The organism is Pseudoduganella sp. GW821-FHT05F09 (assembly GCF_059419605.1).
This window is the reverse complement of sequence record NZ_JBWKSD010000002.1, coordinates 269876-282682: the sequence shown is the minus strand read 5'-3', so window position 1 is coordinate 282682 and position 12807 is coordinate 269876. Positions and strand designations below refer to the sequence as shown.

Sequence of the window (12807 nt, the reverse complement as noted above, 5' to 3'; positions counted from 1 at the left end):
TATCCTCAGTCGCGATGACTTGTAGTTCAGTTATTAAAAAAATCACCCATGGGCGTTGGGTTGTGTCATCTCCAGCGGAACTATCCACTGTTCAAACTGTTCCGCGCTGACAAAACCAAGCGCCAGCGCCGCTTCCTTCAACGTTGTGCCCTCGTGCTGCGCTTTCTTGGCGATTTGCGCGGCGCGATCATAGCCGATATGCGGCGCCAGCGCAGTGACCAGCATCAGCGAACGTTCCATCAGCTCGCTGATACGGCCCAGGTTGGGTTCTATGCCTTGGGCGCAATGGTGATCGAAGCTGCGCATGCCATCGGCCAGCAGGCGCGCGCTTTGCAGGAAGTTGTGCGCGATCAATGGCTTATAGACGTTCAGCTCGAAATTGCCGGAGGCGCCGCCGATGGTGATGGCCACGTCGTTGCCGAACACCTGGCAGCACAGCATGGTAACGGCTTCGCACTGGGTAGGGTTGACCTTGCCTGGCATGATGGAGCTGCCCGGCTCGTTTTCCGGGATGGTGATCTCGCCCAAGCCGGAGCGCGGACCGGACGCCATCCAGCGCACGTCGTTGGCGATTTTCATCAGCGCGGTGGCCAGGGTTTTCATGGCGCCGTGGGCCGCCACCAGCGCGTCGTGCCCGGCCAGCGCGGCGAATTTATTGTCGGCGGTCTGGAACGGCAGCTGCAGGCGGTCTGCCAGCTCGGCCGCGATGCGGGTGGCGTATTCCGGATGCGCGTTCAGGCCGGTGCCCACCGCCGTGCCGCCTGCGGCCAGCTCCAGCAGCGGGGGCAGGGCGGCGGTGATGGCCAGGTCCGCATAGTCCAGCTGGGCCACGTAGCCGGAAAATTCCTGGCCCAGGGTCAGCGGCGTGGCGTCCTGCAAATGGGTGCGGCCGATCTTGACGATGCCGGCAAAGGCCTTGGCCTTGGCGTCCAGCGTGGCGCGCAGGTCGCGCAGGGCCGGCAGCACGGCGTGCGCCAGCGCGTTGGCGGAGGCGACGTGGATGGCGGTGGGGAAGATGTCGTTGGACGACTGGCCCATGTTCACATGGTCGTTCGGGTGCAGCAGGCGCTTCTCGCCGCGCTCGCCGCCCAGGATTTCCGAGCCACGGTTGGCCAGCACCTCGTTCATATTCATATTGGACTGGGTGCCGGAACCGGTCTGCCACACGGCCAGCGGGAATTCGCCGGGATGCTTGCCCGCCAGTACCTCGTCAGCCGCCTGGGTGATGGCGCCGGCCTTGGCTTCATCCAGCAGGCCCAAGTCCAGGTTCACGCGCGCGGCGGCGCGCTTGACGCTGGCCAGCGCATGGATCAGCTCGGGCGGCATGCGTTCGGTGGAGATGGCGAAGTGTTCCAGCGAGCGCTGGGTTTGCGCGCCCCACAGCTGCCCGGCGGGGACGTCGATAGGACCAAAACTGTCGCGCTCGATACGGATGCTCATGGATGCCTCTGTCATGATGGAATATGCAATTAGTGTAGCGCAGAGTCCAATTTCCGGCGCGGGACTTCAAAACGGGAAATTCCAGCCGTTAAGACTGTTACACTTTAGAAATTCGCAGCTTAGCGATCCCGAATACATGCAGCGTCGTCCTCACCGTTTTCTAGCCCTTCGCGCCGGCGGCCTCGTGCTGGCAGCCGTCCTGTCGTCCGCTTCCCTGGCGGCCGAGCTGGGCGACGTGGTGGTGCGTTCCCACATCGGGCAGCAGTTGTCGGCCGATATAGAACTGGTGATGCTGGCGCCGGAGGATCTGGCGGGCGTGCAGGTCAGGCTGGCGGGGCCGAATGTGTACCAGGGCGCCAATGTGCGCATGAATCCGGTGCTGTCGTCGCTGCGCATGAGCGTGGTCAAGCGCGACAACCGGCAGTTCCTGCACCTGACCACGTTCCAGCCGGTGGATGCGGAATTGCTGCATCTGTTTGTGGAACTGGGGACGGGCGCGCGGGCCAGCGTGCGGTCGGCAACCTTGTGGCTGACGCCCGAGCCCGCGCCTGTGCTGCCCCCTGCGCCGCTGCCCGCGCCACGGCCGCAGCTTGCCGCGCCTGCTGCGGCAAAGCCGTCCGAAGCGGAAGGCGCCGCGCAGGACGCGCAGGCGGCCGCCAACCGTGCAGCGGCTTTACGCGCAGCCAGGATGCGCGCAGCGGCGAATGCGGCGCGTAGCGCGGCCGGCGACGCCGCCCCGCAGGCAGGCGCCGAGGTCAAGCCGGGGCCGGCTGCGGTTCCCATCAAGCTTGGCCCGGAGCCGCGCGCCGCCAAAAGCAAAACGGCCGCCAAGGGCGTCTGCGCGCCGGGGCAGCAGGACGGCGAGGCCCAGCAATGCCTGGCGCTGGACCAGACCAATGCGGAACTGAAAACCAAGCTGATCGATCTGGAAAACAAGGTCAAGCAATTGCAGACCGCGCTGGGGGCGGGCGCCGCAACGGCCGCCGCGCCCGGCGCCGGCGCTGCGTCCGCCGCCTCGGCCGCCGCGCCAGCCGCCAGCGCGCCCGCTGCGCCAGGCGCCGCATCCACCGCCGCACCGGCCGCCGCATCGCCCGCGCCGGCCAGTGCTTCGGCCGACGCCAGCGCGCCTGAGGTGGCCAACAAGGCGGGCGCCGTGATTCCGCCGTCCACCCCAGCCAAGGCCAACGGCAAAAAGAAACGCGAGCCCGGCGGCGTGAACACCACCACCATGGCGATAGGTGGCGTCCTGTTGCTGGCGCTGCTTGGCGGCCTGCTGTACTACCTGATCCGCCGCAAGAAGATCAAATTTTCCACCGCCCCGTTGAAGGTCTGGCAAGGCTGGCGCAAGGACAAAAAAGCCCCCGAAGCGGAGCCCGCGTCCGCCGAAGCCGCCATACCCGAAAAAGAATAGCCGCCATACGGGCGGCCCCGGCAATGCGGCGCGAAACGCGCTATACTCATGCCGTGCTTTTCTGCACCCATCCCCCTCAGTCCAGCTAAACCAGCACCCGCCAGCGTTCCCGCCTGGCGACAGGCGCTGGGTGGTGCCCGCGCATTGCGCACCCGCTTTCAATCCCCAGGAAAGGCATCATGAGCACCGCACCATTACAGTCCCAATACGACGAATTCAAGCAACTCGGCCTGAAACTCGACATGTCGCGCGGCAAGCCCGCGCCTGAACAGCTGGACCTGTCCAACGCGCTGATGGCCGCGCTGGACGGCTACGCCGCGCACGACGGCACCGACACCCGCAACTACGGCGGCGGCGTGGGACTGCCGGAAGCGCGCGCCCTGTTCGGCGAACTGCTGGACGTGCCGGCCGCGCAGGTCGTGGTCGACAGCAGCGCCAGCCTGTCGCTGATGCACGACGTCATCGTCTACAGCCTGCTGCTGGGCGTGCCGGGCCATGCGCCGTGGATGGGCGCGCAGCCGGTCACCTTCCTGTGCCCGGTGCCCGGCTACGACCGCCACTTCGCCATCTGCGAACAGCGCGGCATCAAGATGGTCAACATCCCGATGACCGAAGACGGCCTGGACATGGACCTGGTCGAGCGCCTGGTGGCGTCGGACGCCAGCATCAAGGGCATGTGGTGCGTGCCGAAGTACAGCAACCCGGGCGGCGTGGTCTACTCGGACGAAGTGGTGCGCCGCCTGGCCGCGATGAAAACCGCCGCCCCCGACTTCCGCCTGATGTGGGACGACGCCTACCGCTTCCACCACCTGGGCGACGAGAAAATCGGCATGGCCAACATCCTGGACGAGTGCGCCAAGGCGGGCAATCCGGACCGCGCCATCGTGTTCGCGTCCAGCTCCAAGGTCAGTTGGGCAGGTTCCGGCGTGGCCGCGCTGGCCGCGTCGCCGGCCAATATCGCCTGGTGGACCAAGCACGCCGGCATCCGCAGCATCGGCCCGGACAAGGTCAACCAGCTGCGCCACGTGCGTTTCCTGAAAGACAAGGCCACGGTCGAAGCGCTGATGGAGCAGCACCGCGCGCTGCTCAAGCCCAAGTTCGACACCGTGCTGGCCCTGTTCGAAGAGCACCTCGGCAGCGTGCCCGGCGTCAGCTGGACCCGTCCCAAGGGCGGCTACTTCATCGACCTGGTCACCCCGCCGGGCGCCGCCAAGCGCACCATCGCGCTGGCCAAGGAAGCCGGCATCACGCTGACCCCGGCCGGCGCCGCCTACCCCTACGGCCTGGACCCCGAGGACAGCCACATCCGCATCGCCCCCAGCTTCCCCTCGCTGGACGAAATCCGCCAGGCCGCCAAGGGCATCGCCCTCTCGCTGCGCGTAGCGGTCAGCCAATAAGCCAGCACGCCTCGCGCCTTGCCGAAAACCAAAAAGGGGTCAGACCCCTTTTGGCTTTTCGGCAATATCAACCCTGACCCCATTTTCCTGCAAAGCAAAAAGGGGTCAGGGTTGATTTTTTGTTGGGGAAATAAAAAAGCGCCGTGAAGGCGCTTTTGTCGTTGGGGCGGGGCGGCTTATTGCGGCATGCCGGGGACGCGGTTCAGCCATGGCTCGGTGACGTCGCGCACGGCGCGGTCGTTGGCCAGGATTTGCTTGAGCAGGTCGATTTTGCGCTGGCGGGCTGCGCCTTCCAGCGGGGCGACGGTGGCGCCGGCTGCCACGGTGGCGGTGGCCACGGCGGTCTGGTTTTCCAGGCGGCCCAGGCTCTCCCAGTCGCTTGCGCGCGCTGCCATCACCATGTTATTGGTCAAGGTGGCAACATTTTCGTACATGGCGAGCACTTCGTTGGAGGTCATGGCGCATCCTGAAAAATAAAAATGGACTACTGCTTGTCTGGATTAACGTCATGCCGCGCGGGAACTTTAGGGTTTTTTGAAAATAATTTGAAATTATTTTTGATGTGGCAAAAATGACAAGGCCGGCGCGGCCTCGAAGGGCGGCGCCGGCCTCATGGCGGGGTGTGATTTACTTGACCAGTTCTTCCAGGCCTGCGCTCAGCTCGCTAGGAGGCGGCATGTCGTCGATCAGCGCGTTCGGCTCCAGGCCCAGCTCTTCGGCGATCTCGGTCGGGTAGCAGGCTTCGATTTCCTCGTCCGTCAGCTTGTTTTCCTCCACCCGCGCGCGCCAGGCCGCCAGGTGGATGATGCCGGCCAGGCGGGTGCCGTGCTCGTGGTTCATCGGGTCGGGGAAGGCCATGATGGTCTCGGAGAAGGCTTCCGGGAACTTCCAGCGCTTGGCCAGTTCCGCGCCCACGTCGGCGAAGGTGTAGGCCAGCGAGGCTTGTTCGGCGTCCAGGCGGCGCGAGTCCAGCGGGCCGGCGACCTTGTCCAGCTGCATGGCCTGTTCCGGCATGGCGGCGTGCATCACCAGCTGGCCGATGGCGTGCATCATGCCGATGGTGAAGGCGAGGTCGGTGTTTTCCTTGGTCTTTTTGGCGATCCACTTGGCCGAGCAGGCGGTGTACAGGCTGTAGCGCCAGAATTGCTTCAGGTCCAGGCCGGGCACCGTTTTGAAGCCGCTCACCAGGCCGGAGCTGATCACCAGCGTGCGCACGGTGACAAAGCCCAGCATCAGCACCGCGTCTTCCACCGTGCCGATGCTGCGCGAGACATGGTAGTAGGCCGAGTTGGCCAGGCGCAGCAGCTTGGCGCTCAGGACGGGATCGGTGGACAGTTTTTTCGCGATTTCCTCGGTGGAAACGCTGGCCTTGTCAAAGCTGCTGATCAGTTCTTCGACAACTTTGGGAGCCGTAGGCAACGCAGTCGGGTTCTGGAAAAGGGCTTCAAGTTTCATAGGGGGCTCTCCTTGTTTTGTATGCGTTGCTGTAAGTGAACTATATAGGGATTCCTTGCATCGTTGTGGCCTTTTTGCGCTGCGCGTAGCATAGATGCACCGCATTCCCCGTATTCTGCAGCGCATCGCTGTATTTTGCAGTCTGTCGCGCGGCGCTCGCTTCCGGCCGCGCGCTTGCTTAGAGTGGAGTCTGGCGTACCACGCCGTTTAAAAACACAACAACAGGAACAAGACATGCACGCACCCATCAAGACCGTACTCGGCTTTGCGCTGGCCGGCGCCCTCCAGGCGCTGTCCCCTTGCTATGCGGCCCAGGCAGACGCGCCGGTCTCCACCGCCAAGGCCGCGCTGCTGCCCGGCGACGACTTCTTTGCCTACGCTAACGGCGACTGGCTGGCCGCCACCCAGATCCCGGCCGACCGGGGCAGCTGGAGCGCGGGAGCCCAGCTGGCCGAAGACACCAACCAGCGCATCATCAAGCTGATCGAAGCCGTGCCGGGCGACAAGCACGCCGGCGCGGAAGCGCGCAAGGTGAGCGATTACTACCTGGCCTACATGAACGAGGCCGCCATCGAAGCCAAAGGCGTGGAGCCGCTGCGCCCGGCGCTGAAAAAAATCGCCGCCATCGCCGACAAGACCGAGCTGACCAAGATGCTGGCCGCCACCGTGCGCGCCGACGTCGATCCGCTCAACGCCACCGAATTCCATACTGAAAACATCTTCGGCCTGTGGGTGGCCCAGGGCCTGAACGACCCCAAGCGCAACATGCCCTACCTGCTGCAAGGCGGCCTGGGCCTGCCGGACCGCGTCTACTACCTGGAGGACAACGAGCGCATGCACAAGCTGCGCACCGCCTACCAGGCCCATATCGCCGCCATGTTCAAGCTGGCCGGCTATAGCGACCCGGAAACCCGCGCCGCCCGCGTGTTCGAGCTGGAGCGCAAGCTGGCCCTGACCCACGCCAGCCGCGAAGATTCGGCCGACGTGATGAAGGCCAACAACACCTGGACCGCGGCCGATTTCAGCCAGAAAGCGCCCGGCATGGACTGGAAGCTGTTCCTCAAATACGCCGGCCTGGGCAAGCAGCAAAGCTTCATGCTGTGGCACCCCAGCGCCGTGGTGGGCGTGGCCGCGCTGGTGAAAGAGTGTTCGCTGGACGCATGGAAAGACTTCCTCGCCTTCCACGCCATCAACACCAGCGCCGGCCACTTGCCGCAAGCCTACACCGAGCAGCATTTCGACTTCTACGGCCGCACGCTGGGCGGCACGCCGCAAATGGCGGTGCGCTGGAAGCGCGCCCTGGCCGCCGTCAACGACGGCATGCCGGACGCGGTCGGCAAGCTCTACGTCGCCACCTATTTCCCGCCCGAAGCCAAGGCCAAGCTGCAGCACATGGTGGGCAATATCGTGCAGGCCTTCCACGCCCGCATCGACAAGCTGGACTGGATGGCGCCCGCCACCCGCAAGGAAGCGCACGCCAAGCTGGACGCGCTCTACGTCGGCGTCGGCTATCCCGACAAATTCACTTCCTACAGCGCCCTGGCGGTGAAAGCGGACGACGCCCACGGCAACGCCGAGCGCGCCTCCCGGCTGCGCTACCAGCAGCAACTGGCCAAGCTGAACCAGCCGGTCGACAGCAAGGAATGGTGCATGCCGCCGCAGCTGGTGAACGCCGTCAATATGCCGATGCAGAACGCGCTGAACTTCCCGGCTGCCATCCTGCAGCCGCCGTTCTTCGATTCCAAAGGGCCGGACGCGCTGAACTACGGCGCCATCGGTTCGGTCATCGGCCATGAAATCAGCCACAGCTTCGACGACACCGGCTCCCAGTTCGACTCCCAGGGCCGCCTGCGCGACTGGTGGACCCCATCCGACGCGGCCCACTTCAAGACCGCGTCCGGCGCGCTGGTGGCGCAGTACTCCGCCTACAAGCCGTTTGCGGACCTAGCCATCAACGGCCAGCTCACCCTGAGCGAAAACCTGTCCGACCTGGCCGGCCTGGCCGCGTCCTACGACGCCTTCAAGGCCGCCAATCCGCAAGCGGACGACCGCGACTTTTTCCTGGGCTACGCGCAAAGCTGGCGCGGGCTGTCGCGCGAGCAGTCGCTGCGCCGCCAGGTGATGACGGACGGCCACGCGCCGTCGAAATGGCGCACCTACACCGTGCGCAATCTGGATGCCTGGTACAAGGCATTCAACGTTCAGCCCGGGCAGCAGCTGTACCTGGCGCCGGAGCAGCGCGTGCGCGTCTGGTAAAGTAGGGGGATGGAACCGGACAAAGACATCGACAGCATCACGCAAATCACGCAGGCCACGCTGCGGCACTACGAACACAGTGCGCAGCAGTTTTTCGAGGGCACGCGCGACCACGACGTGAGCCAGAACGTGTCGGCGCTGCTGGGCGCCATCCGGTCCGCCGCCCCGTACCGCATCCTCGACCTGGGATGCGGGCCGGGGCGCGACCTGAAAACCTTTGCCGGGCTGGGCCACAGCGCAGTCGGCGTTGACGGTTCTGCCGAGTTCGTGCGCATGGCGCGCGAATGGAGCGGCTGCGAAGTCTGGCAGCAGGACTTTGTCCGGCTCGACCTGCCGCCCGCCGAGTTCGACGGCATCTTCGCCAACGCCTCCCTGTTCCACATCCCCAGCGCGGCCTTGCCGGACGTGCTGCTGCGCCTGTACGCCGCCCTCAAGCCGGACGGCGTGCTGTTCAGCTCCAACCCGCGCGGCGACAACCGCGAAGGCTGGAACGGCCCGCGCTACGGCAGCTATTACGACTACGACACCTGGGAACGCTACCTGACGGCCGCCGGCTTCGAGCCGCTCGGCCACTACTACCGGCCGCCCGGCCTGCCGCGCGAGCAGCAGCCCTGGCTGGCCAGCCTGTGGCGCAAGCCAATCAGCCTTTAGCGTGCGCTGGCGTACAGAAGCGGCCATGCTCAAAGGCTACGATGCACTCCAGCACACCGCATCTGCGTGTGAGCCTAACCAACCAAGGAGAGCACCATGAACAAGGACCAAGTCAAAGGCAAAGCGAAAGACATCGCCGGTAAAGTTCAGGAAGAAGCTGGCAAGCTGGTAGGCAGTTCCGAGCAGCAGGCCAAGGGCCTGGCCAAGCAATCCGAAGGCAAGCTGCAAAAAGGCGTAGGCGACGCCAAGGAAGCGGTCAAGGACGCCATCGACCGCGGCAACCGCTAAGCCCTTAGCCACAAAAAAAGCCCGCTTGCGCGGGCTTTTTTGTTTTATTGCACCGTATCGGGCTTGAGGTTCTTCTTGAAGAAGGCTTCGATGTTGCCGTACACATGGCGCTGGCTGGTGGTGCCGGAGATGCCGTGCTTGGCGCCGGGGTAGGTCATCAGCTCGAAACGCACGTTGCGCTTGACCAGCGCGTCTATCATGCGCGTGGTGTTGGTGAACAGCACGTTGTCGTCGGCCATGCCGTGCATCAGCAGCAGCGGCGATTTCAGGCCGTCCACGTGCGGGAAGATGCTGGCCTGCTTGTACCCTTCGGCGTTGTCCTTCGGCGTGCTCATGAACTGCTCGGTGTAGTGGGTGTCGTACAGTTTCCAGTCCGTCACCGGCGCCACCGAGACGCCCATGGCGATCTTGTCCGACGCTTGCGACAGCAGGCGCAGCGTCATGAAGCCGCCGTAGCTCCAGCCGAATACGCCGATGCGCTTGGCGTCCACGAAGCTCTGCTTGCCCAGCCATTCCACGCCGGCCAGCTGGTCTTCCACTTCCACCGTGCCCAGGCGCTTGTAGTTGGCGTCGGTGAACACGCGCTCGCGGCGCGAGGAGCCTCGGTTGTCCAGGCGGAACACCACGAAGCCCTGCTGCGCCATGTACTGGTCGAAGTAGTTGCCCCATTTGCGCGACACGTGCTGCGAGTGCGGGCCGCCGTAGGTGGACAGGTAGACCGGGTAGCGCTTGCTGGCGTCGAACTTGTAGGGCTTGATCATCGAGTAGTACAGGGTCTGGCCGTCTTTCGCGGGCAGGGTGCCGAACTCGGTGGGCAGGTGGTCGGCCTGGAACTTGGCGTAGGGGTGCTTGTCGTTCAGCTCGTTGTGCTCCAGCCAGTCGACCATGCTGCCGTCCGGACGGCGGATGCTGACCTGCGGCGGAATGCTCGGGCTGGAGTAGGTGTCGACGAACACTTCGCCGTTGCGCGAGAACGAGGCGTCGTGCCAGCCGTCGCCCTGGGTGATGCGCTTGGGCTTGTCGGCCGTGCTGCCGTCCAGGGCCAGCACGTAGGTCTGCTTGTCGACCACGGCGTCGCGGTTGGAGGCGATGTAGACCTTGCCGGCCTTCTCGTCCACCGCCAGCACGTTGTCGATGCCCCAGTCGCCCTTGCTGAGGGCGTGCAGCAGCTTGCCGTCCAGGCTGTACAGGTAGAGGTGGTTGCGGCCGCTGCGCTCGGACGACCAGATGAAGGCGTCGCGGTTTTTCAGGAAGCGCAGGTCGTCGTGGATGGTGGTCCAGGTGTCCGATTTTTCGGTCAGCAGCACGCGCTGTTTCAGCGTGGCGGCGTCCACCGACACCAGTTCCAGGGTCTTCTGGTCGCGGCTCTGGCGCTGGTACAGCAGGGCTTTGCTGTTGGCGCTCCAGTCGGCGCGCACCAGGTAGATGTCCGGGTTGGCGCCCAGGTCCACCGAACGCGTTTCGCCGCTGGCGGGGGAGACGATTTTCAGCTGCACGGTCACGTTGGGGTCGCCTGCGGCCGGGTAGCGCTGCTCGACCACGTCGGTGCGGTCGGCGTAGATTTCAAAGCGGCGCGCCACCGGCACCTGGCTTTCGTCGTAGCGCTTGTAGGCGATGGCGCTGTCGTCCGGCGCCCAGTAGTAGCCGGTGCGCTGGCCCATTTCTTCCTGGGCGATGAATTCGGCTTCGCCGTTGTGGATCTGGCCGGCGCCGTCGGTGGTGAGCTGGCGCTCCTTGCCGGTGGACAGGTCGATCACGAACAGGTTCTGGTTGCGCACGAAGGACACGTAGCGGCCCTGCGGCGAAATTTTCGGGTCCAGCACCGCGCCGGAGGCCACCAGGCGCGCCGCGTCCGGCTTGGCGGTGTCGATCAGGTAGAGGTTGCCGGCGATGGGCACCAGCAGCTGCTTGCCGTCCGGCGACCAGCTGTAGCTCAGGATGCCTTTCAGGCTGGCGGTGCGCTCGCGCTCGCGCTTGGCTTTTTCCGCGTCGGACAGGTTTTCTTCGGGCACCAGGGTCTTGGAGTCGACCAGGCGGTGCTGGGTCTTGTCCTTCATATTGAATTCCCACAGGTCCAGCTGGTACTGGTTGTCGTCGCGGCCGCGCAGGAAGGTCACGCGGGCGCCGTCCGGCGACACCTTCAGGCTGCGCACGCCGGCGCCAGCCAGGGCCTGGTCGCCGTAGATGCGGTCCAGGGTCAAACGTTCAGCATGGACGGGCATGGCCGCTGCCAATGCCAGGAAAGAGAGAATAAAGCGCATGGGTGGTCCCGAATTGTTCGTGTGGGCAAGACAATACCAGAGTGGCGCACTACTGGGATTTGGAAAACGCGCCGAAAAACCGTGGTTCATTCGGCGCCTGGGCGCGGCGCGTCAGGCCTGCAAACGCCGCAGCGACAGCCGGTGCAGCGACCAGGTGAGCAGCACGGCGGCGATGGTCAGTCCCAGCACCAGGCCTATCCAGAAGCCGCCGGCGGCCATGGGCGCGGCGGGCGCCAGATGCCATTCGCGCAGCCACTGCGGCGCCAGGCCCAGCACATAGCCCAGCGGCAGCGCGAACACCCAGAACGCCAGCAGCTGGATCTGCATGGGCTGGCGCGTGACCTTGTAGCCGCGGATGGCGCAGGAGGTGGCCACCTGGGTGGCGTCGGACAGCTGGAACAGCGCGGCGAACAGCAGCAGCTGCACGCACAGCGCCTGCACCGCCGGGTCCGAGGTGTAGGCGGCGGCGATCTGGTGCCGGAACACGGCAATGAAGATGGCCGACAGCAGCGCGAAGATGAGCGACATGGACACGCCGACCCAGGAGGCGAAGCGGGCGCGCGCCGGGTTGCCTTCGCCCATGGCCTGGCCCACCCGCGTGATGAGGCCGATGCCGAAGCTGAGCGGCACCATGAACACCAGCGAGGCGAAGTTGAGCGCGATCTGGTGCGCCGACACCACCACCACGCCGAAGCGCGCCACCAGCAGGCTGACGGCGCCGAAGGCGCTCACCTCGGCGAAATAGGTCACGCCTATGGGCAGGCCCAGCTGCAGCATGCTGCGGATTTCCGGCCAGTGCGGCCATTCCCAGTGCGTGAAGGGATAGGTCTGGCGGTAGGCCGGGGCCTTGCTTATCCAGAACACCATGGCGGCCAGCATCAGCCACATGCAGCCGGCCGTGGCCACCGCGCAGCCTATGCCGCCCAGCTTGGGCAGGCCGAAGTGGCCGAAGATCAGCAGCCAGTTCACCACCACGTTGAACGCCAGCCCCAGCAGGGCGATCACCATCACCGGCTTGGTCTGGTTGATGGAGGTGGAGTAGCCGTACAGCGCGCGGTAGGCCGCGAACGGCGGCAGGCCGAGGCTGATGATGTGCACGAACAGCGAGGCGCGCGCATTGATCTCGGGCGCCAGGTAAAGGTGGTTGAACAGCAGCGTGGCCAGGTTGGCCAGCAGCGCGGCGATCACGCCCACGCCCAGCGCCTTCCACAGCGCCTGGCGCACCGAGTGCGGGATGGTGCCGAAGGCGCCGGCGCCCACTTCGTGCGCCACCACGCTGTTAATCGCCATCATGGTGCCGCTCACGGTGACCAGGATGATGGACCAGATCGACGCGCCCAGCGACACGGCGGCCAGCTCGTCCGCGCTGGCGTGGCCGGTCATGGCCACGTCGGCCACGGCCATGCCCACCGTCGCCAGCTGGCCCACCAGCACCGGCCAGGCCAGCTTCCACAGGGCGGCGGCTTCGGTGCGGATATTGGGCAGGGTGAAGGTGGTCGGCATGGATGAAAACTTGAGGAGAAAGCAACGATTCTACTAGCTACGGCGGGCCGCAGTAGGAATTTGTTACACAGTCGTGTAGGCTGATGCTCCAGCTGATTCGTTGATAGAAAGCATCGAACGCTGGACGAGAAGAAAACTACGGAGC

Annotated in this window: 10 protein-coding genes; 5 read left to right on the top strand and 5 right to left on the bottom strand. The window is 65.3% G+C overall.

Going from position 1 to position 12807, the window contains the following annotated elements:
* Positions 1-42: 42 nt before the first annotated feature.
* Complete coding sequence (fumC, locus tag AC07S4_RS06420; protein WP_494985846.1) at positions 43-1440, bottom strand: class II fumarate hydratase; 1398 nt, start codon at positions 1438-1440, stop codon at positions 43-45.
* A gap of 184 nt (positions 1441-1624) precedes the next feature.
* Here fumC and AC07S4_RS06415 point away from each other — a divergent pair, with 184 nt between their 5' ends.
* Positions 1625-2851 (top strand): type IV pilus assembly protein FimV, encoded by a 1227-nt coding sequence (locus AC07S4_RS06415; RefSeq protein WP_494985845.1) that lies wholly within the window; start codon positions 1625-1627, stop codon positions 2849-2851.
* A gap of 179 nt (positions 2852-3030) precedes the next feature.
* On the top strand, positions 3031-4248 hold the full coding sequence (locus AC07S4_RS06410) for an aspartate aminotransferase type Ic (RefSeq protein ID WP_494985844.1): 1218 nt from the start codon (positions 3031-3033) through the stop codon (positions 4246-4248).
* A gap of 176 nt (positions 4249-4424) precedes the next feature.
* Here AC07S4_RS06410 and AC07S4_RS06405 read toward each other — a convergent pair whose 3' ends face one another.
* Positions 4425-4706: a flagellar protein FliT gene (locus AC07S4_RS06405; protein WP_228895371.1), complete on the bottom strand. Its 282-nt coding sequence runs from the start codon at positions 4704-4706 to the stop codon at positions 4425-4427.
* A gap of 169 nt (positions 4707-4875) precedes the next feature.
* On the bottom strand, positions 4876-5703 hold the full coding sequence (locus AC07S4_RS06400; protein ID WP_494985843.1) for an HDOD domain-containing protein: 828 nt from the start codon (positions 5701-5703) through the stop codon (positions 4876-4878).
* 234 nt (positions 5704-5937) lie between these two features.
* Between AC07S4_RS06400 and AC07S4_RS06395 the strand changes: the two genes are divergently transcribed.
* The 3 genes from AC07S4_RS06395 to AC07S4_RS06385 all read left to right on the top strand — a co-directional run bounded on the left by AC07S4_RS06395 (position 5938) and on the right by AC07S4_RS06385 (position 8898).
* Positions 5938-7959, top strand: a complete 2022-nt coding sequence (locus AC07S4_RS06395; protein ID WP_494985842.1) for a M13 family metallopeptidase — start codon at positions 5938-5940, stop codon at positions 7957-7959.
* Positions 7960-7968: 9 nt separating this feature from the next.
* A complete protein-coding gene (locus AC07S4_RS06390) occupies positions 7969-8610 on the top strand; it encodes a class I SAM-dependent methyltransferase (protein ID WP_494985841.1) in 642 nt (213 codons plus the stop codon).
* 96 nt (positions 8611-8706) lie between these two features.
* Positions 8707-8898 carry a CsbD family protein gene (locus AC07S4_RS06385; protein ID WP_107877867.1) on the top strand — a complete coding sequence of 64 codons (192 nt, stop codon included), beginning with the start codon at positions 8707-8709 and terminating at the stop codon, positions 8896-8898.
* Between the two features lie 44 nt (positions 8899-8942).
* On the opposite strand, the gene AC07S4_RS06380 is transcribed toward AC07S4_RS06385, so the two are convergent.
* The gene (locus AC07S4_RS06380) at positions 8943-11159 is read right to left on the bottom strand and encodes a S9 family peptidase (RefSeq protein WP_494985840.1); all 2217 of its coding nucleotides are present in this window, start codon (positions 11157-11159) and stop codon (positions 8943-8945) included.
* Between the two features lie 111 nt (positions 11160-11270).
* Positions 11271-12662 carry an MATE family efflux transporter gene (locus tag AC07S4_RS06375; RefSeq protein ID WP_494985839.1) on the bottom strand — a complete coding sequence of 464 codons (1392 nt, stop codon included), beginning with the start codon at positions 12660-12662 and terminating at the stop codon, positions 11271-11273.
* Between the last annotated feature and the right edge of the window lie 145 nt (positions 12663-12807).

Bases quoted from the DNA above. Each gene is read 5' to 3' on its own strand.
- fumC (WP_494985846.1), bottom strand. From the start codon at position 1,440: ATGAGCATCCGTATCGAGCGCGACAGTTTTGGTCCTATCGACGTCCCC.
- AC07S4_RS06410 (WP_494985844.1), top strand. From the start codon at position 3,031: ATGAGCACCGCACCATTACAGTCCCAATACGACGAATTCAAGCAACTC.
- AC07S4_RS06405 (WP_228895371.1), bottom strand. From the start codon at position 4,706: ATGACCTCCAACGAAGTGCTCGCCATGTACGAAAATGTTGCCACCTTG.
- AC07S4_RS06400 (WP_494985843.1), bottom strand. From the start codon at position 5,703: ATGAAACTTGAAGCCCTTTTCCAGAACCCGACTGCGTTGCCTACGGCT.
- AC07S4_RS06395 (WP_494985842.1), top strand. From the start codon at position 5,938: ATGCACGCACCCATCAAGACCGTACTCGGCTTTGCGCTGGCCGGCGCC.
- AC07S4_RS06390 (WP_494985841.1), top strand. From the start codon at position 7,969: ATGGAACCGGACAAAGACATCGACAGCATCACGCAAATCACGCAGGCC.
- AC07S4_RS06385 (WP_107877867.1), top strand. From the start codon at position 8,707: ATGAACAAGGACCAAGTCAAAGGCAAAGCGAAAGACATCGCCGGTAAA.
- AC07S4_RS06380 (WP_494985840.1), bottom strand. From the start codon at position 11,159: ATGCGCTTTATTCTCTCTTTCCTGGCATTGGCAGCGGCCATGCCCGTC.
- AC07S4_RS06375 (WP_494985839.1), bottom strand. From the start codon at position 12,662: ATGCCGACCACCTTCACCCTGCCCAATATCCGCACCGAAGCCGCCGCC.